Below are 17,423 nucleotides of genomic sequence, written 5' to 3'. Positions count from 1 at the left end.
CCAGGGCGACCTGGTGATCGGCGCCGGTAGCGCCGGCTACAACGGCTACGGCCAGCGCGGTTCGTACCCGGTGATCGAACACACCATTCAGGCCATCGTCGAGATGTTCCCGGTGCTTTCGCGGGTACGCATGAACCGTCAGTGGGGCGGCATCGGCGACACCACGCCGGACGCCTGCCCGATCATTTCGAAAACTCCGGTACCGAACATGTTCTTCAACTGCGGTTGGGGCACCGGCGGCTTCAAGGCAACACCTGGCTCGGGCAACGTGTTTGCCGCGAGTCTGGCCAAGGGTGAAATGCACCCATTGGCTGCACCTTTCTCCATCGACCGTTTCCACAACGGTGCGTTGATCGATGAACACGGCGCTGCTGCGGTTGCCCACTAACAGGAGAAATCCCCATGTTGCATATCTTCTGTCCTCACTGCGGCGAGTTGCGCTCCGAAGAGGAATTCCACGCATCCGGTCAGGCGCACATCCCGCGTCCTTTGGACCCTGCCAGCTGCACCGACGAGGAGTGGGGCGACTACATGTTCTTCCGCGACAACCCGCGCGGCCTGCACCACGAGTTGTGGGACCACGTTGCCGGTTGCCGTCAGTACTTCAACGTCACCCGCGACACCGTGACCTACGAGATTCTCGAAACCTACAAGATCGGCACCAAGCCGCAATTCACCGACAAGGCTGATTCGGCGAAAACAGCCACGACGGCGCTGGGAGAGAAGGTATGAGCCAGACCAATCGCCTGTCCAACGGTGGACGGATCGACCGCAATAAAGTGCTGAGCTTCACCTTCAACGGTCAGACCTACAAAGGCTTCGAGGGTGACTCGCTGGCCGCTGCGCTGATCGCCAACGGCGTCGACATCATCGGCCGCAGCTTCAAGTATTCGCGTCCACGCGGCATCTTCGCCGCTGGCGCCGAAGAGCCGAACGCCGTGCTGCAGATCGGTGCGACTGAAGCCACGCAGATCCCTAACGTGCGCGCCACGCAACAGGCGCTGTATCAAGGTTTGGTCGCGACCAGCACCAACGGTTGGCCAAACGTCAACAACGACATGATGGGGATTCTCGGCAAGGTCGGCGGCAAGCTGATGCCGCCGGGTTTCTACTACAAAACCTTCATGTACCCGCAATCGTTCTGGATGACTTACGAGAAGTACATTCGTAAGGCTGCCGGTTTGGGCCGTTCGCCGACCGAAGTCGATCCGGACACCTACGACTACATGAACCAGCACTGCGACGTGCTGATCGTCGGTGCCGGCCCGGCCGGTCTCGCCGCTGCCCTGGCCGCTGCGCGCAGCGGTGCCCGAGTGATTCTTGCCGATGAGCAGGAAGAATTCGGCGGCAGCCTGCTCGATTCCCGCGAAAGTCTCGACGGCAAACCGGCGATGGATTGGGTCGCCAGCGTCATCGCCGAATTGAAGGACACCCCGGACGTGCTGCTTTTGCCGCGCGCCACGGTCAACGGTTACCACGACCACAACTTCCTGACCATTCACGAGCGTCTCACCGATCACCTCGGCGACCGTGCGCCGATCGGTCAGGTGCGTCAGCGCATTCACCGCGTTCGTGCCAAGCGTGTGGTGTTGGCCACTGGCGCTTGCGAGCGTCCGCTGGTTTACGGCAACAACGACGTGCCGGGCAACATGCTCGCCGGTGCGGTGTCGACTTACGTGCGCCGTTACGGCGTGGCACCGGGTAAAAAACTGGTGCTGTCGACCAACAATGATCACGCCTATCGCGTGGCTCTGGATTGGCTCGACGCCAGTCTGCAAGTGGTGGCCATCGCCGACGCCCGCAGCAATCCGCGCGGTGCGCTGGTGGAAGAAGCCCGCGCCAAAGGCATCCGCATTCTCACCGGCAGTGCCGTGATCGAGGCCCGTGGCAGCAAGCGCGTCACCGCAGCCCGCGTCGCCGCGATTGATGTCAAAGCACACGCCGTGACCAGCCCAGGCGAATGGCTCGACTGCGATGTGGTCGCGACTTCCGGCGGTTATAGCCCGGTCGTCCACCTGGCTTCGCACCTCGGTGGCAAGCCGACCTGGCGCGAAGACATTCTCGGTTTCGTACCGGGTGAGGCGCCGCAGAAACGCGTGTGTGTCGGTGGCATCAATGGCGTCTACGGTCTCGGCGATTCGCTGGCGGACGGTTTTGAAGGCGGCGTGCGCGCTGCCAGCGAAGCCGGTTTCGCTGCGGTCGAAGGCACCTTGCCGAAAGCCCTGAGCCGTCTCGAAGAACCGACGCTGGCGCTGTTCCAGGTGCCGCACGAGAAAGGCACGGCACGGGCACCGAAGCAATTCGTCGACTTGCAGAACGACGTCACCGCCGCCGCCATCGAACTGGCCACCCGCGAAGGTTTCGAGTCGGTCGAGCACGTCAAACGCTACACCGCGCTGGGCTTCGGCACCGATCAGGGCAAGCTCGGCAACGTCAACGGTCTGGCCATCGCCGCCCGTTCGCTGAACGTGACCATCCCGCAGATGGGCACCACGATGTTCCGCCCGAACTACACGCCGGTAACCTTCGGCGCCGTGGCCGGTCGTCACTGTGGACACATCTTCGAACCGGTCCGCTACACCGCGCTGCATGCCTGGCATGTGAAGAACGGTGCCGAGTTTGAAGACGTCGGTCAGTGGAAGCGTCCTTGGTACTTCCCGAAAAACGGCGAAGACCTGCACGCCGCCGTGAAGCGCGAATGCAAAGCCGTGCGCGACAGCGTCGGCCTGCTCGATGCCTCGACCCTCGGCAAGATCGACATTCAAGGCCCGGATGCCCGCGAGTTCCTCAACCGCGTGTACACCAACGCCTGGACCAAACTCGATGTGGGCAAGGCCCGCTACGGTTTGATGTGCAAAGAAGACGGCATGGTCTTCGACGACGGTGTGACGGCGTGTCTGGCCGACAACCATTTCGTCATGACCACCACCACCGGCGGCGCGGCCCGCGTGCTGCAATGGCTGGAGCTGTACCACCAGACCGAATGGCCGGACATGAAGGTGTATTTCACCTCCGTCACTGACCACTGGGCGACCATGACCCTGTCCGGGCCGAACAGCCGCAAGCTGCTCAGCGCCGTGACCGACATCGATCTGAGCAACGAAGCGTTCCCGTTCATGACCTGGAAAGAAGGTCTGGTCGGCGGCGTCCCGGCGCGGGTGTTCCGCATCTCGTTTACCGGTGAACTGTCGTACGAAGTCAACGTGCAGGCGGACTATGCGATGGGCGTGCTGGAGAAAATCGTCGAGGCCGGCAAGCAATACAACCTGACCCCGTACGGCACCGAGACCATGCACGTGCTGCGCGCCGAAAAAGGTTTCATCATCGTCGGTCAGGACACCGACGGCTCGATGACCCCGGACGACCTGAACATGGGCTGGTGCGTGGGTCGTACCAAACCGTTCTCGTGGATCGGCCAGCGCGGCATGAACCGGGAAGACTGCGTGCGTGATCAGCGCAAACAACTGGTGGGCCTCATGCCGATCGACCCGACCAAATGGCTGCCGGAAGGTGCGCAACTGGTGTTCAACACCAAGCAGGCGATCCCGATGACCATGGTCGGCCACGTGACCTCCAGTTACGCGCACAACTCCCTCGGCTATTCGTTTGCCATGGGTGTGGTCAAGGGCGGTCTCAAGCGCATGGGTGAGCGGGTGTTTGCACCGCTGGCCGATGGCAGCGTGATCGAGGCGGAGATTGTGTCTTCGGTGTTCTTCGATCCGAAGGGTGATCGCCAGAACATCTGACACCACAGTACCTGTGGGAGCGTGGCTTGCCCGCGATGGCTTCAGATCAGACAACACATCTGTGACTGACGGATCGCAATCGCGGGCAAGCCCGCTCCCACAGGGATTACGAATTCAGGAAGGTGCTTTATGACCACAGCCAACGTGTACCAACAACGCCCGACCACCGGTGCCCGTGCCGAGTCGTCGCTGCACCATGCCGACCTCGCCAGCCTGGCCGGCAAGGGCCGCAAGAACGCCGGCGTGATCGTGCGTGAGAAAAAACTCCTCGGCCATCTGACCATTCGTGGTGATGGCCACGACGCGGCGTTCGCCGCCGGCGTGCACAAAGCCCTTGGCATCGAGTTGCCCGGTGCTCTGAGCGTCATCGTCAAAGGCGAAACCAGCCTGCAATGGATGGGCCCGGACGAGTGGCTGCTGATCGTGCCAAGCGGTGAAGAATTCGCCGCCGAACAGAAACTGCGCGAAGCGCTGGGCGATCTGCACATCGCGATCGTCAACGTCAGCGGCGGCCAGCAAGTGCTCGAACTGAGCGGGCCGAACGTGCGTCAGGTGCTGATGAAGTCCACCAGCTATGACGTACACCCGAACAATTTTCCGGTGGGTAAAGCGGTCGGCACGGTGTTCGCCAAGTCGCAGCTGATGATCCGCCATACGGCTGAAGACACCTGGGAACTGCTGATTCGTCGCAGCTTTTCGGATTACTGGTGGTTGTGGTTGCAGGATGCTTCGGCCGAGTACGGGTTGAGCGTACAAGCCTAAAAGCTTACCCCCTCACCCCAGCCCTCTCCCCCAGTGGGGAGAGGGGGAAAGGGAGCAGATTTGTGTGTTTTTCGAGCCTGAGTTCGCCGCGATATTTCAGGTCGGCGTAGCTCGAAAGGACCACTCGGTCAGTCCCCTCTCCCTCTGGGAGAGGGCTAGGGTGAGGGAAAAACCTGACACCCCGCACAAGAACAGGAGTCACCGCACCATGAGCCGCGCCCCAGACACATGGATTCTGACCGCCGACTGCCCCAGCGTCCTCGGCACGGTGGACGCGGTCACGCGTTTTCTGTTCGAGCAGGGTTGCTACGTCACCGAGCACCACTCGTTCGATGACCGCCTCTCCGGGCGTTTTTTCATTCGCGTGGAATTCCGCCAGCCCGACGGTTTCGACGAACAATCCTTCCGCGCCGGTCTCGCCGAGCGGGGTCAGGCATTCGGCATGATCTTCGAGCTGACCGCGCCCAATTATCGGCCAAAAGTGGTGATCATGGTCTCCAAGGCCGATCACTGCCTCAACGACTTGCTCTACCGCCAGCGCATCGGCCAGTTGTCGATGGATGTGGCGGCGGTGGTCTCCAACCATCCCGACCTCAAACCGCTGGCCGACTGGCACCAGATTCCCTACTACCATTTCCCTCTCGACCCCAATGACAAGCCGTCGCAGGAGCGTCAGGTCTGGCAGGTGATTGAAGAGTCCGGCGCTGAACTGGTGATTCTTGCCCGCTATATGCAAGTGCTGTCGCCGGAGTTGTGCCGCAAGCTCGATGGCAAGGCGATCAACATTCATCACTCGCTGCTGCCGGGCTTCAAGGGCGCCAAGCCGTATCACCAGGCCTACAACAAGGGCGTGAAACTGGTGGGGGCGACGGCGCATTACATCAATAACGACCTCGATGAAGGGCCGATCATCGCCCAAGGCGTCGAGGCGGTGGATCACAGTCATTACCCGGAAGATTTGATTGCCAAAGGGCGGGATATCGAGGGCCTGACGTTGGCCCGGGCCGTTGGTTATCACATTGAGCGCAGGGTGTTTCTCAACGCCAATCGCACGGTCGTTCTCTAGATCGCTTTCGCTGGCAAGCCAGCTCCCACAGGGATTTGTGTCGTATACAAAATCTGAATCCAACCCGAATCCTGTGGGAGCTGGCTTGCCAGCGATGAGGCCATAACAGGCAACACAACAATCAGCATCTATACCCGAGCACTCAACGCGCTGCCTGCCTGGGCAACGCGGTTCCATAAAAACAACAGCGAGGTGAAAGCATGTCTGGCAATCGTGGTGTGGTGTATCTCGGCGCTGGCAAGGTCGAAGTACAGAAAATCGACTATCCGAAAATGCAGGACCCGCGCGGTCGCAAGATCGAGCACGGGGTCATTCTCAAAGTGGTTTCCACTAATATCTGCGGCTCCGACCAACACATGGTGCGCGGCCGCACCACCGCTCAGACCGGTCTGGTGCTGGGCCACGAAATCACCGGCGAGGTGATCGAAAAAGGCTCCGACGTCGAAAACCTGAAAATCGGCGACCTGGTTTCCGTACCGTTCAACGTCGCGTGCGGGCGCTGCCGTTCCTGCAAAGAGCAACACACCGGCGTCTGCCTGACCGTCAACCCGGCCCGTGCCGGTGGTGCTTATGGTTACGTCGACATGGGCGACTGGACCGGCGGCCAGGCCGAATATGTGCTGGTGCCCTACGCCGACTTCAACCTGCTGAAACTGCCGGACCGCGACAAGGCCATGGAGAAAATCCGCGACCTGACCTGCCTCTCCGACATTCTTCCGACCGGTTATCACGGCGCCGTCACTGCCGGTGTAGGCCCGGGCAGCACTGTTTACATTGCCGGCGCGGGTCCCGTTGGCTTGGCGGCTGCCGCCTCCGCACGCCTGCTCGGTGCCGCCGTGGTGATCGTCGGCGACGTCAACACCATCCGTCTGGCCCACGCCAAGGCGCAGGGCTTCGAAATCGTTGACCTGTCCAAGGACACGCCGCTGCACGAACAGATCGCCGCACTGCTGGGCGAACCGGAAGTCGATTGTGCGGTGGACTGCGTAGGCTTCGAAGCCCGTGGCCACGGCCATGACGGAGTGAAGTCCGAAGCCCCGGCCACCGTACTCAACTCGCTGATGGGCGTGGTGCGCGTGGCGGGCAAGATCGGTATCCCGGGCCTGTACGTCACTGAAGATCCAGGTGCTGTGGACGCTGCCGCGAAAATGGGCAGCCTGAGCATTCGCTTTGGTTTGGGTTGGGCCAAGTCGCACAGCTTCCACACCGGCCAGACCCCGGTGATGAAGTACAACCGCCAACTGATGCAGGCGATCATGTGGGATCGCATCAACATTGCTGAAGTGGTGGGTGTGCAGGTCATCAGCCTTGATCAGGCGCCGGAAGGTTACGGCGAGTTCGATGCAGGCGTGCCGAAGAAGTTTGTGATTGATCCGCATAAGTTGTTCAGTGCGGCGTAAGTTATTACCAATAAAAAAGGCAACCTGTCGGGTTGCCTTTTTCATTGCTGAATCAAACGGGTTATTTAAATGCGCATTTGCTGGCGTCACCGTCAGTGGTTGCACAATCATCCCCTTTCCAATTGCTTCCAGTGCCTGTGACCGGTGTGCCGTTCCGGTAACCAGCCGAGGCGCCGAGGTCGTCCTTGCCTTCATATCGGCAAATGACAACTGAATCGGGAGTGCCTTTGTCTTTCAGGCGTGCAGAGGTGAAAGTGAGATCTTCGGCATCCTGAGAGTGGGTCACTGAGAGAGTCGGGCAAGTAGCGGCATAGGCAGTGCTCATCATTGCCAGACTTAGCAAAACGCCGGTGGTCATTTTCAGCTTCATCATTTGTACTCCGTTACATAAAGGGAGCAGAAATGGTCGCTTTGATAGTGCTTGCCGCCAACTGTCAGATCTGACAGTTATCTAGTTTGATTTGGAATAAAGGTGCCAGGTGGTCTGCCATAAATGGCTTAAACAGATTGAGGCTTTTTCGCCAACTCCTACACCGATCTATGCAGGAACTGCCGAAGGCTCGGATCGCGATTGGACGATCTTTTAATCTTGGCAATCAGAGAGCTGCCAAAGCACCCTGATAAAGCACCGCTCCAGTCGGTAGTCCGGTCGGCGAACCACCCTTCGGCTCCAGACTCACCGCCAGTGCAATCGGCTTGTCGATCAAGACTTTCTGCGCCTCACTCAACTCAACCTTGCCTTTACCCCCCGCTGGAATCACCCCCAGCGAAATCGGCTTGCCATCCGCCGGAATCGCCCACAGTTCCAGGCTGCGATCGGCATCAACCGCCGCCAATATCAGCGGCTCGACCTGCAGATAATCTGCATGCGCCTCGACCTTCAGCGCCGGTTGCGCATTGGCGCTCAGCAGGGTGGCGCGGTAGCGGGCGTCGTCACGGTCGTACAGCGAACCGAGGAAAACCAGCACAACGATTGAGGCGGCGGCTGCCGTGAGTCTCAGCCAATTCCAGAACGGACGTTTTTGCGGCACATGCAGCACTTGCGGCTCGATGCGCGCGGTAATGCCGTGCCACACGCGGTCGGGCACCGGTTGTTCAGGCAGGGATTCGGTGAGGCTCGCCAGCGTGTCCTGCCATTGCGCCACTTCCGCCCGCAACGCAGCGTCATCCAGCAACAATTGCTCAAAGCGTCGACGCGCAGCCGTGGACATCAAGCCGATGGCGTAGTCGGCGGCGAGGGCACGGCGCAGGGCAGGGGTCTGGTAGTTCATGATTCAAGGCACCGGCGCAGTCGCTCCATGCCCCGGCGGATCCACGATTTGACTGTGCCCAGCGGCGTGGCCAGATGCTCGGCCAGTTCGGTGCAGGACAACCCGTGAAAATACGCCACGCTGATCGACTGGCGCTGCATGCTGTCGAGGCTTTCCAGGCAGCGGTTCAGGGCGTGAGCCTCGCGGGCGCTGCTCAATTGCTCATGCGCCGAAGGGCTCTCATCCGCCAACGCGTCCTGCTCAAGATCGCTCAGCGGCCGGTCGCGGTGTTTGCGTAACTGATCGATCGCCTGATTGCGAGTGATGTTGATCATCCAGGTCAGCGGTGCTGACAGATGCGCTTCGTAGCGCGAGGCGTTGTTCCAGATGCGCACAAAGCTTTCCTGCAAGACCTCTTCGGCCAGATCCGCACGCCCCATGAAGCGCAGGGCCACACCGTGCAGGCGCGGGCCGACGCTGCGGTACAGCGTTTCGAAGGCGCGACGATCACCCAGTGAACACTGGGCCAACAGCTGTCGCAACTGATCGGTGTCGGCGATGGAAATGACGTCTCTCCAGGCAAAAGGCAGGCGACGAGGACTGATCTCGGTTTGCTCACAGGCTAGTTCAGCGATAGCGCTTGTGCCATTCATCGCGGCCATTCCGGGGTTTCACGATTTATATACGTGGCTATGCTGAAAATGGATGCGCAGGTTTGGAACATGCCGGCGGAAACCCGGTCAAATCGGCAGTTTCGCCGCCCGTCGAAGGGTGGTTTTTGCAGCGCAAGAGGATGTCTGAATGAAGATTTCACGCGGTATTGCAATGGCTTCGCTGATGACCCTTGCGGCCAGCCCGGTGTTCGCCGGTTTCAGCCTGGACGATGTGACCAAAGCGGCTGCGAGCATGCAGGGTGGCAACTCGGCCACCGCCGCCGCGCCGACCTCGGAAACCGCCGGTTTGCTGCAAGCCGTCACCGGTCTGGGTGTTACCCCTCAGCAAGCGGTCGGCGGCACCAGCGCCATGCTTGGCCTGGCCAAGAACCAATTGAGCAGCACCGATTATTCGCAGTTGGCCAAAGAAGTGCCGGGCATCGACAAGCTGTCGGGCGGTAGTGGCAACATGGCGGCGTTGAGCGGTTTGCTCGGCTCCTCGGGCAAGTCGGCGGGGCTGGAAAACGCCTTGGGCAACGTCAAGAACACCAATGACCTGAACAATGCCTTCGGTGCATTGGGCATGGACAGCGGCATGGTCGGCCAGTTTGCCCCGGTGCTGCTCAAGTATCTGGGTGATCAAGGCGTCGGCGGCCCGCTGCTGCAAAGCCTGGGCAGCATCTGGGGCGCCGGCACCGGCAGCTGATTCAGTTGCGCTCGCCGCGCAGTTCGGCGATGCGCAGATCTTTCTCGGTCCAGAGCTGGTTGACCCAGCCCTGGACCTTCTCGCGAAACAGCGGATCGTTCTCGTAATCGCCCTGCCACAACGCCGGGTCGAGCTCGCGGGTCTGAATGTCGATGATCACCCGCGGCACGTTGCCGCTGATCAAGTCCCAGAACCCCGGAATGTTCTCCTGTGGATAAACCACGGTGACGTCGAGAATCGCATCCAGCTGTTCACCCAGCGCCGCCAAGACAAACGCCACGCCGCCGGCCTTGGGCTTGAGCAAATGCTTGAACGGTGATTGCTGCTGTGCGCTTTTCGTAGCGGTGTAGCGGGTGCCTTCCAGATAATTCACCACGGTCACCGGCTGACGCTTGAACAACTCGCAGGCTTGTCTGGTGATTTCCAGATCCTTGCCCGCCAGCTCCGGGTGCCTGGCCAGAAACGCCTTGGTGTAGCGCTTCATGAACGGGTAATCCAGCGCCCACCACGCCAGCCCGAGGAACGGCACCCAGATCAGCTCTTTCTTGAGGAAGAACTTGAAGAACGGCGTGCGCCGGTTGAGTGTCTGGATCAGCGCCGGAATATCGACCCACGACTGATGATTGCTGACCACCAGATAGGACGTGTCGCCACGCAGGTCTGCGCCGCCGCGAATGTCCCATTGAGTGGGAATGCACAGGCGAAAAATCAGCTTGTCGATTTCGGCCCAGGTCTCGGCGATCCACATCACCGCCCACGACGCGTAATCGCGCCAGCGCCCGGGCGCCACCAGTTTGAGCAGGGCAAACACCAGCAACGGCCCGATCAGGATCAGGGTGTTGAGCAACAGCAGCAGGGTGACGAAACAGCCGGTGAGCAGGCGGCGCATAAGCAACTCTATGAAGTCGGATGGGCGCGCCATGATAAGTGGCTTCGGGCGACAGGCCAAATCGGGGGTGACGAATGTTTCACTTTTGGCTGGGTATGCTTGGGTCAGATATTTCGCTGAATGTGCTGGCCTCATCGCTGGCAAGCCAGCTCCCACAGGTTTATCGGGTGTCCGCAAGAATTATATTCGTTGAAGATCCTTGTGGGAGCTGGCTTGCCAGCGATGCGGGCTCAGCGGCGAACGAATTGCTTGCTGGCTGTCTAAAATCCCACGTCTGCCGCCCTCATTTTCCAAGGAAGCCCCTTACGTGAAATCCCTCCTTGCACTGTTTGCCCTCGTCGCCCTGCCGGTCATGGCCGCCGAGCCGACCCTGTACGGGCGCTACGAATACATCGCGCTGCCGGAAATCGGCGGTGAAGTGCTCAAGGCCAAGATGGACACCGGTGCGCTGACAGCGTCGCTGTCGGCCAAGGACATCGAAACCTTCACCCGTGATGGCGAAGACTGGGTGCGGTTCCGTCTCGGCACCAAGGACGCCAGCAACAAGGTCTACGAGCACAAGGTCGCGCGAATCAGCAAGATCAAGAGCCGTTCGGATGAAGAAGACGAAGGCGAAAGCACCGAAGTCGCGAAACGGCCAGTGGTCGATCTGGAGCTGTGCCTGGGCGACGTCAAGCGTACCGTGGAGGTCAATCTGACCGACCGCAGCAACTTCAACTATCCGCTGCTGATCGGTGCCAAGGCCTTGCGTGAATTTGGCGCGGCGGTGAACCCGGCGCGGCGCTTCACCGCCGACAAACCGGACTGCTAGCGCCAAGTGGTCTCATTGACGTAAAGGCACGCTTGGGGCACCGTTCGCGCACTTAACCCACGGGCTCGGACGCCATGCCTCATATCCTGATTGTCGAAGACGAAGCGGCGATTGCCGACACGCTGATTTTTGCCTTGCAGGGCGAGGGGTTCACCACCACTTGGGTGAGCCTCGGTGAGGCAGCGCTGGCGCACCAGCGCCAGACGCCGGCCGATCTGATCATTCTCGACATCGGCCTGCCGGACATCAGTGGTTTCGAAACCTGCAAGCAACTACGCCGTTTCAGCGAAGTGCCGGTGCTGTTCCTCAGCGCCCGCAACGCCGAGATCGACCGCGTAGTGGGCCTGGAGATCGGCGCCGACGACTACGTGGTCAAGCCGTTCAGCCCTCGAGAAGTCGCGGCACGGGTCCGGGCGATCCTCAAGCGCATGGCGCCGCGCCCGCCAATCGAGGCCTCCTCGGCGCTGTTTCGCATTGATCCCGAGCGCGTGCAGATTGCCTATCGCGGCCAGACCCTGAGCCTGACCCGCCACGAATTCCGCCTGTTGCAATGTCTGCTCGAACAACCCGAGCGGGTGTTCAGTCGCGAGCAATTGCTCGATGCGCTGGGGGTTGCCGCCGATGCCGGTTACGAGCGCAGCATCGACAGCCACATTAAAAGCGTGCGGGCCAAACTGCGACTGGTGCGCGCCGACGCCGAACCGATCCAGACCCATCGCGGCCTCGGTTACAGCTACAGCCCGGGGCACAGCTGATGTCGTTGGGGCTGAGGATTTTTCTGGTGTATGTGCTGTTTGTCGGCCTGACCGGCTATTTCGTGCTCAACACAGTGATGGAAGAAATCCGCCCCGGCGTGCGCCAGTCCACCGAAGAAACCCTGGTCGATACCGCCAACCTGATGGCGGAAATTCTCCGTGACGATTTCAAGGCAGGCACCCTCAGCGAGAACCGCTGGCCCGAGTTGCTGCGTGCCTATGGCGAACGCCAGCCGCAAGCGACCATCTGGGGTTTGCCGAAAAATCAGGTCAACCATCGCATCTACGTCACCGACGCCAAAGGCATCGTGGTGCTCGATTCCAGCGGCGTGGCGGTCGGTCAGGATTACTCGCGCTGGAACGATGTCTATCTGACCCTGCGCGGCGAATACGGTGCGCGTTCCAGTCGCAGCGACCCGGATGACCCGGCCTCGTCGGTGATGCACGTCGGCGCCCCGATCCGCGATAACGGCCAGATCATCGGAGTGGTCACCGTGGCCAAACCCAACAGCTCGTTGCAGCCCTATGTCGATCGCACCGAACGGCGTTTGCTGTTCTACGGTGCGGGCCTGATCGGCCTCGGCCTGTTGTTCGGCGCCTTGCTGTCGTGGTGGCTGAGTCGCGCGCTGCACCGTTTGACGAGGTATGCCGAGGCTGTCAGCGAAGGTCGGCGCGTTGAAGTGCCGCACTATCGCGGCGGTGAGCTGGAGCAACTGGCTACGGCGGTCGAGCAGATGCGCACGCAGCTGGAGGGCAAGGCTTACGTCGAGCGCTACGTGCACACCCTGACCCACGAACTGAAAAGTCCGCTGGCGGCGATTCGTGGCGCGGCGGAGTTGTTGCAAGGTGACATGCCAGCGATTCAGCGACTGCGATTTGTCGGCAACATCGACAGCGAAAGTGCGCGGATGCAGCAGTTGATCGAGCGCTTGCTGAATCTGGCACAGGTCGAACAACGGCATGGCCTGGAGGAGCGGGTGGCAGTGCCGCTTGCGGTGTTGGTCGATGAGTTGTTGCAAGCGCAGGCAGCGCGGATTGAAGGCAAACAGTTGCGGATCGAACAGACGATTGCGGCGGATGTGTTGCTGATCGGCGAACCGTTTTTGCTGCGTCAGGCGTTGGGCAATCTGCTGGAAAACGCGCTGGATTTCACCCCGCCGCAGGGGTTGTTGCGCTTCAGCGCCGAGCGCGTCGGCGAGCAGCTCGAGTTTCGCTTGTTCAATGAAACTGCGCCGATTCCGGATTACGCCTTGCCGCGTTTGACTGAGCGCTTCTACTCATTGCCGCGCCCGGACAGTGGGCGCAAAAGCACGGGATTGGGGCTTAACTTCGTTGAAGAGGTGGTCAATTTGCATGGTGGGTCGATGAGCATTCGCAATGTTGCAAACGGCGTTGAAGTGGCCCTGCGCTTGCCTTGAAACCGTGTCACGGCCATCGCGGGCAAGCCCGCTCCCACAGGATTTTCTATCGTAAGCCACGATTGTGTACACCTGAATCATTGTGGGAGCGGGCTTGCCCGCGATGGGGCCCGAACTGTCTCCACACAATCTCCACATTCCCCCCACAAAACCCTCAAACAGCCGAATCAGACTCTGCCTCATCGAAACAGGGAGAGTCCCATGAACAAGAATCTGACCATTAAGCTCGGGGCCATTGCCCTGTTGATCCTGCTGTTACTCATATCGCTAATGATGATCGACGGCGTGATCGACGATCGCCAGCAATTGCGCGACGGCGTGCTGCAGGACATCGCTCGCAGTGCCAGTTACAACCAGCAAGTGAGCGGGCCGGTGATGGTGGTGCCGTATCGCAAGGTGATGCACAACTGGAAGATCAACGACAAAACCAACAAGCGCTACGACGATCCATGGGAAGAACGCGGGCGTTTGTACTTTCTGCCGGAGCGCTTCGAACTCGATGGTCAGGTGCAGACCGAATTGCGCGCCCGGGGTATTTACGAAGCGCGGTTGTTCCACGCCGATAACCGCATCAACGGTCAGTTCTCGCTGCCGGCCCAGTTGGGCATCAAGGAAGACTTCGCCGACTACCAGTTCGACGCGCCGTTTCTCGCGGTCGGCATCAGCGACATTCGCGGCATCGAAAACGCTTTGAAACTGGAGCTCGACGGCCAGCGCCTGGACTTTGTCCCGGGCACCCAGGTCGGCTGGCTCGGCGAAGGTGTACGCGTCACGTTGCCGCTGCTCGACACCAGCAAAGCCACGGAGCTGGCGTTCGGTTTTGATCTGCGCCTGCAAGGCACCGGTTCGCTGCAAGTGCTGCCGGTAGGCAAAAGCAGCAGCGTGAGCCTCACCGCCAACTGGCCGCACCCGAGCTTTGTCGGCAACTTCCTGCCCGTCAAACGTGAAATCAACGATGCCGGTTTCAGCGCCGACTGGCAGACCACGTTCTTCTCCACCAATTTGCAGGACGCCATGAGCCGTTGCGTGAGCAGCAATGACTGCGAGGCGTTCAACGGCCGCAGCTTTGGCGTGAGCTTCATCGATCCGGTGGATCAGTATCTGAAGAGTGACCGGGCGATCAAATATGCGTTGCTGTTCATCGTCCTGACGTTCGCCGGTTTCTTCTTGTTCGAAGTGCTGAAAAGTCTGGCGGTTCACCCGGTGCAGTACGCGCTGGTCGGCGTGGCGCTGGCGTTCTTTTACCTATTGCTGCTGTCGCTGTCGGAGCACATCGGGTTTGCCTTGGCGTATCTGTTGTCGGCCAGTGGCTGCGTGTTGTTGATCGGCTTTTACGTTTGCCACGTGCTGCGCAGCGTGCGCCACGGTTTGAGTTTTTCGGCGGGATTGGCGGCGTTGTATGGCCTGCTCTATGGATTATTGAGTGCCGAGGATTACGCGCTGTTGATGGGCTCGCTGTTGTTGTTCGGCTTGCTCGGTGTGTTCATGGTGCTGACGCGCAAACTCGACTGGTACGGGATCGGGCAGAAGCCGGCCAAGCCGTTGGAGTTTGATATTGGGGCGGTGCAATGAGCGGGCTGCGTGAGGATCAGCGAGAGGCCGAGGTGTTGGTGACGTTGATCTTTGCGTCACTGCCGCCGGAACCGAGGTGGTGCAATCGCCGGCAAGCCAGCTCCCACACTGGATTGATGTCTTACGCGTATTTGCGATCCGACAAGGATCCTGTGGGAGCTGGCTTGCCAGCGATGAGGCCGGAACAGGCGCCGCCGATTTAAACCTTGGGCATGGTCGCGATCATGGACGATCGCTGACTCACTTCAAAGTACCAGTTGGCAAGTTGCGGGTTGGCATCACGCCAGCCCATCTCCGGGAAGCGCAGGTCGAGGTAGCCCAGTGCGCAGGCCACGCTGATTGCGGCGACATCGAAGTGACTGGTCAGCTCGGCGATCGCGTCCGTTTCCAGCAGTGCGAGCGCACGGCGGATCTTCTCGCGCTGGGCGTCGAGCCATTCGTTCCAATGCTTTTCCGGAGCACGCAGCGCCTGTTCGTAACGCACCATCACCGAAGCATCCATGATCCCGTCGGCCATCGAGGCCAGGGTCAGGCGCCGCCAGCGGGCCGAGCCGTCGCGGGGGATCAGCGGGTTGCCGACGTGTTGGTGGTCGAGGTAATCGAGGATCACGCGGCTGTCATGGATGACGTTGCCATCGGCCAGGCGCAGGGCCGGGATCTTGCCCAGCGGGTTGTCAGCGTTGAGGGTCGGATCGGGGCTGACCGGGCTGAGCACGCAGTCTTGCAACGCGACGCGATCCTGCTGACCGGTCTCGTGCAGCAACACCATCACTTTGCGAACGAACGGGGACAGCGAGTTGTGGAACAGGGTCATGCTGGGGGCGGACATTGGCAAACCTCGTGAGCATCGAAGAGCAGGAGGTTAGCCTAGCTACAACCACTGTGGCTGGCGAGGAATTGATGGTGTTCGTGAGATCGCCATCGCAGGCAAGCCAGCTCCCACAGTTTTTGCAGCGAACACAAATTTCAGATTCAGCATCAACCCCTGTGGGAGCTGGCTTGCCAGCGATGAGGCCATTACCGACAACAAAGAAACTACCTGCGCTGCAGCAATCCCCTGATCGCCAGAATTGCCGGAACACCCAGCCCAACCCAGCTCAACGCATCCCAGATCCCATCCCCCAGCAACGCCGCAAACAACCCCGCCGCACTTAGCAGAGCGATCACCAACGGTGTGCTGAACACTTTCCAGAAATTCGACTGACGCGGCTTCATGCAGACGCCTCCGCCGTTTCCAGCGCAGGCTTGGCTGCTTTGCGCCGCACCACCCACAGGTACACGCCACTGCCGAGGACGATGATGGTCAGCACATCCAGCGTCGCCCAGAGAATCTTCATCGGCATGCCGCCGTAGTCGCCGAAGTGCAGCGGCTGCGACATGCCCATGGCGTCCATGTACCACGGTCGTTCGGCCACGGCAGTGACTTGCAGGGTAGTGGCGTCGATCAGCACCGGCGTCAGCAGATGCGAGGTCAGGTGCGTGCCGCCCTTCATGAACACCGAGTAATGGTGTTCGCTGGAGAACCGTGTGCCGGGAAAGGCAATGAAGTCTGGTTTCATCCCCGGCGCGACTTCGCCGGCGATGTCGAGCAAACGCGTGGCCGGTGCCAGTTGCGTCAGCGGCGGCGCATCGCGGTAGGGCGCAATCAATGTGTTCAACGCATCGTTGCGCCAGGCAGCGATCAGCAGATCGGCGCAGGCGCTGATCACCCCGGTCACGCCGACCACCAACGCCCAGGTCAGGGTGACCACGCCGATCAGGTTGTGCAGGTCCAGCCAGCGCAGGCGTGTGGATTTGTCCTGACGCACGGTGCCGAAGTTCAGGCGGCGCATGAACGGCAGGTACAGCACCGTCCCCGAGACAATCGCCACGACAAACAGCAGTCCCATGAACGCCAGCAGCAATTTGCCTGGCAATCCGGCGAACATGTCGACATGCAAGCGCAGGATAAACAGCATCAGGCCACCGTTGGCCGCAGGGGTTTCCAGCGCTTCACCGGTGCGAGCATCGAGCATGAAGGTGTGCGAAGAGTTCGGCTCGGTGCCGGCGGTTTTCGCCATGATCGTCAGTACGGCATTCGGTTCATCGTCGTCGAAGCCGAAGTACTGCACGACTTCATCCGGGCGATGTTTTTCCGCGGCCTCAACCAGTTGCGCCAGATTCAGACGCGGCGTGTCCGCCGGCATCTCGCGCACTTCAGGAGCATCGCCGAGCAAGTGCTCGATTTCGTGGTGAAAGATCAGCGGCAGACCGGTCAGTGCCAGCATCAGCAAAAACACGGTGCAAACCAGGCTGGTCCAGGTGTGGATGAACGACCAGCGGCGAATTGTTTTACTTTTCATTTCATGACCTTCAAAAACACCGAAGCCGTCCACGGGGGACGGCCTGGTAACAG

Annotated in this window: 18 protein-coding genes; 11 read left to right on the top strand and 7 right to left on the bottom strand. The window is 60.6% G+C overall.

All coding sequences use genetic code 11. The annotated features are described in order from the left end of the window. From ACIONG_RS22895 to fdhA, 6 genes are all read left to right on the top strand, one after another. The coding region (locus ACIONG_RS22895; RefSeq protein ID WP_401302878.1) for an FAD-dependent oxidoreductase at positions 1-388 on the top strand (388 nt) is incomplete at its 5' end. 14 nt (positions 389-402) lie between these two features. Beyond that, positions 403-732: a sarcosine oxidase subunit delta gene (locus ACIONG_RS22890; protein ID WP_213026784.1), complete on the top strand. Its 330-nt coding sequence runs from the start codon at positions 403-405 to the stop codon at positions 730-732. Further along, positions 729-3,746 (top strand): sarcosine oxidase subunit alpha, encoded by a 3,018-nt coding sequence (locus tag ACIONG_RS22885; RefSeq protein WP_401302876.1) that lies wholly within the window; start codon positions 729-731, stop codon positions 3,744-3,746. The genes ACIONG_RS22890 and ACIONG_RS22885 overlap by 4 nt, the downstream gene beginning before the upstream one ends. A gap of 129 nt (positions 3,747-3,875) precedes the next feature. Next, entirely contained in the window at positions 3,876-4,508 is a 633-nt protein-coding gene (locus ACIONG_RS22880; protein WP_103304466.1) for a sarcosine oxidase subunit gamma, read from the top strand. A gap of 208 nt (positions 4,509-4,716) precedes the next feature. Then, entirely contained in the window at positions 4,717-5,574 is an 858-nt protein-coding gene (gene purU / locus ACIONG_RS22875) for a formyltetrahydrofolate deformylase (RefSeq protein ID WP_008086918.1), read from the top strand. Between the two features lie 200 nt (positions 5,575-5,774). Then, entirely contained in the window at positions 5,775-6,974 is a 1,200-nt protein-coding gene (fdhA, locus tag ACIONG_RS22870; RefSeq protein WP_042561444.1) for a formaldehyde dehydrogenase, glutathione-independent, read from the top strand. Positions 6,975-7,035: 61 nt separating this feature from the next. Here the strand turns inward: fdhA and ACIONG_RS22865 are convergent, their stop codons facing one another. The 3 genes from ACIONG_RS22865 to ACIONG_RS22855 form a co-directional block, all read right to left on the bottom strand. Then, a complete protein-coding gene (locus ACIONG_RS22865; RefSeq protein ID WP_401302874.1) occupies positions 7,036-7,347 on the bottom strand; it encodes a hypothetical protein in 312 nt (103 codons plus the stop codon). A 223-nt stretch (positions 7,348-7,570) separates the two neighbouring features. Continuing rightward, positions 7,571-8,245 carry an anti-sigma factor domain-containing protein gene (locus ACIONG_RS22860; RefSeq protein ID WP_401302872.1) on the bottom strand — a complete coding sequence of 225 codons (675 nt, stop codon included), beginning with the start codon at positions 8,243-8,245 and terminating at the stop codon, positions 7,571-7,573. Then, positions 8,242-8,877, bottom strand: a complete 636-nt coding sequence (locus tag ACIONG_RS22855; protein ID WP_401302870.1) for a sigma-70 family RNA polymerase sigma factor — start codon at positions 8,875-8,877, stop codon at positions 8,242-8,244. Before ACIONG_RS22855 ends, ACIONG_RS22860 begins: the two co-directional genes overlap by 4 nt. Before the next feature lie 148 nt (positions 8,878-9,025). Here ACIONG_RS22855 and ACIONG_RS22850 point away from each other — a divergent pair, with 148 nt between their 5' ends. Beyond that, the gene (locus ACIONG_RS22850; protein ID WP_103304462.1) at positions 9,026-9,583 is read left to right on the top strand and encodes a DUF2780 domain-containing protein; all 558 of its coding nucleotides are present in this window, start codon (positions 9,026-9,028) and stop codon (positions 9,581-9,583) included. Between the two features lies 1 nt (position 9,584). Here ACIONG_RS22850 and ACIONG_RS22845 read toward each other — a convergent pair whose 3' ends face one another. Beyond that, positions 9,585-10,472 carry an acyltransferase gene (locus ACIONG_RS22845; protein WP_401302868.1) on the bottom strand — a complete coding sequence of 296 codons (888 nt, stop codon included), beginning with the start codon at positions 10,470-10,472 and terminating at the stop codon, positions 9,585-9,587. A 307-nt stretch (positions 10,473-10,779) separates the two neighbouring features. On the opposite strand from ACIONG_RS22845, the gene ACIONG_RS22840 reads away from it, so the two are divergent. The 4 genes from ACIONG_RS22840 to creD all read left to right on the top strand — a co-directional run bounded on the left by ACIONG_RS22840 (position 10,780) and on the right by creD (position 15,028). Beyond that, the gene (locus ACIONG_RS22840; protein ID WP_053124525.1) at positions 10,780-11,283 is read left to right on the top strand and encodes an ATP-dependent zinc protease; all 504 of its coding nucleotides are present in this window, start codon (positions 10,780-10,782) and stop codon (positions 11,281-11,283) included. A gap of 74 nt (positions 11,284-11,357) precedes the next feature. Beyond that, on the top strand, positions 11,358-12,038 hold the full coding sequence (gene creB / locus ACIONG_RS22835; RefSeq protein ID WP_401302866.1) for a two-component system response regulator CreB: 681 nt from the start codon (positions 11,358-11,360) through the stop codon (positions 12,036-12,038). Continuing rightward, the gene (gene creC / locus ACIONG_RS22830) at positions 12,038-13,456 is read left to right on the top strand and encodes a two-component system sensor histidine kinase CreC (RefSeq protein WP_401302864.1); all 1,419 of its coding nucleotides are present in this window, start codon (positions 12,038-12,040) and stop codon (positions 13,454-13,456) included. Before creB ends, creC begins: the two co-directional genes overlap by 1 nt. Positions 13,457-13,657: 201 nt before the next feature. After that, on the top strand, positions 13,658-15,028 hold the full coding sequence (creD, locus tag ACIONG_RS22825) for a cell envelope integrity protein CreD (RefSeq protein WP_401302862.1): 1,371 nt from the start codon (positions 13,658-13,660) through the stop codon (positions 15,026-15,028). Positions 15,029-15,227: 199 nt separating this feature from the next. Here the strand turns inward: creD and ACIONG_RS22820 are convergent, their stop codons facing one another. The 3 genes from ACIONG_RS22820 to ACIONG_RS22810 form a co-directional block, all read right to left on the bottom strand. Further along, the gene (locus tag ACIONG_RS22820) at positions 15,228-15,857 is read right to left on the bottom strand and encodes a glutathione S-transferase (RefSeq protein ID WP_401302860.1); all 630 of its coding nucleotides are present in this window, start codon (positions 15,855-15,857) and stop codon (positions 15,228-15,230) included. 206 nt (positions 15,858-16,063) lie between these two features. Continuing rightward, complete coding sequence (locus ACIONG_RS22815; RefSeq protein ID WP_213026775.1) at positions 16,064-16,243, bottom strand: hypothetical protein; 180 nt, start codon at positions 16,241-16,243, stop codon at positions 16,064-16,066. Further along, entirely contained in the window at positions 16,240-17,370 is a 1,131-nt protein-coding gene (locus ACIONG_RS22810; RefSeq protein WP_401302858.1) for a PepSY-associated TM helix domain-containing protein, read from the bottom strand. The genes ACIONG_RS22815 and ACIONG_RS22810 overlap by 4 nt, the downstream gene beginning before the upstream one ends. Between the last annotated feature and the right edge of the window lie 53 nt (positions 17,371-17,423).

Origin of the sequence: Pseudomonas sp. NPDC087817, from assembly GCF_044742875.1 — a bacterium.
In the GTDB taxonomy this organism is placed as follows: Bacteria; Pseudomonadota; Gammaproteobacteria; order Pseudomonadales; family Pseudomonadaceae; genus Aquipseudomonas.
Note: the sequence above shows the minus strand (reverse complement) of the source record. Positions and strands in the feature narration are given on the sequence as shown.

Bases quoted from the DNA above. Each gene is read 5' to 3' on its own strand.
- fdhA (WP_042561444.1), top strand. From the start codon at position 5,775: ATGTCTGGCAATCGTGGTGTGGTGTATCTCGGCGCTGGCAAGGTCGAA.
- ACIONG_RS22890 (WP_213026784.1), top strand. From the start codon at position 403: ATGTTGCATATCTTCTGTCCTCACTGCGGCGAGTTGCGCTCCGAAGAG.
- ACIONG_RS22820 (WP_401302860.1), bottom strand. From the start codon at position 15,857: ATGTCCGCCCCCAGCATGACCCTGTTCCACAACTCGCTGTCCCCGTTC.
- ACIONG_RS22885 (WP_401302876.1), top strand. From the start codon at position 729: ATGAGCCAGACCAATCGCCTGTCCAACGGTGGACGGATCGACCGCAAT.
- creB (WP_401302866.1), top strand. From the start codon at position 11,358: ATGCCTCATATCCTGATTGTCGAAGACGAAGCGGCGATTGCCGACACG.
- ACIONG_RS22880 (WP_103304466.1), top strand. From the start codon at position 3,876: ATGACCACAGCCAACGTGTACCAACAACGCCCGACCACCGGTGCCCGT.
- creC (WP_401302864.1), top strand. From the start codon at position 12,038: ATGTCGTTGGGGCTGAGGATTTTTCTGGTGTATGTGCTGTTTGTCGGC.
- creD (WP_401302862.1), top strand. From the start codon at position 13,658: ATGAACAAGAATCTGACCATTAAGCTCGGGGCCATTGCCCTGTTGATC.
- ACIONG_RS22815 (WP_213026775.1), bottom strand. From the start codon at position 16,243: ATGAAGCCGCGTCAGTCGAATTTCTGGAAAGTGTTCAGCACACCGTTG.
- ACIONG_RS22810 (WP_401302858.1), bottom strand. From the start codon at position 17,370: ATGAAAAGTAAAACAATTCGCCGCTGGTCGTTCATCCACACCTGGACC.
- ACIONG_RS22855 (WP_401302870.1), bottom strand. From the start codon at position 8,877: ATGAATGGCACAAGCGCTATCGCTGAACTAGCCTGTGAGCAAACCGAG.
- ACIONG_RS22845 (WP_401302868.1), bottom strand. From the start codon at position 10,472: ATGCGCCGCCTGCTCACCGGCTGTTTCGTCACCCTGCTGCTGTTGCTC.
- ACIONG_RS22860 (WP_401302872.1), bottom strand. From the start codon at position 8,245: ATGAACTACCAGACCCCTGCCCTGCGCCGTGCCCTCGCCGCCGACTAC.
- purU (WP_008086918.1), top strand. From the start codon at position 4,717: ATGAGCCGCGCCCCAGACACATGGATTCTGACCGCCGACTGCCCCAGC.
- ACIONG_RS22850 (WP_103304462.1), top strand. From the start codon at position 9,026: ATGAAGATTTCACGCGGTATTGCAATGGCTTCGCTGATGACCCTTGCG.
- ACIONG_RS22865 (WP_401302874.1), bottom strand. From the start codon at position 7,347: ATGATGAAGCTGAAAATGACCACCGGCGTTTTGCTAAGTCTGGCAATG.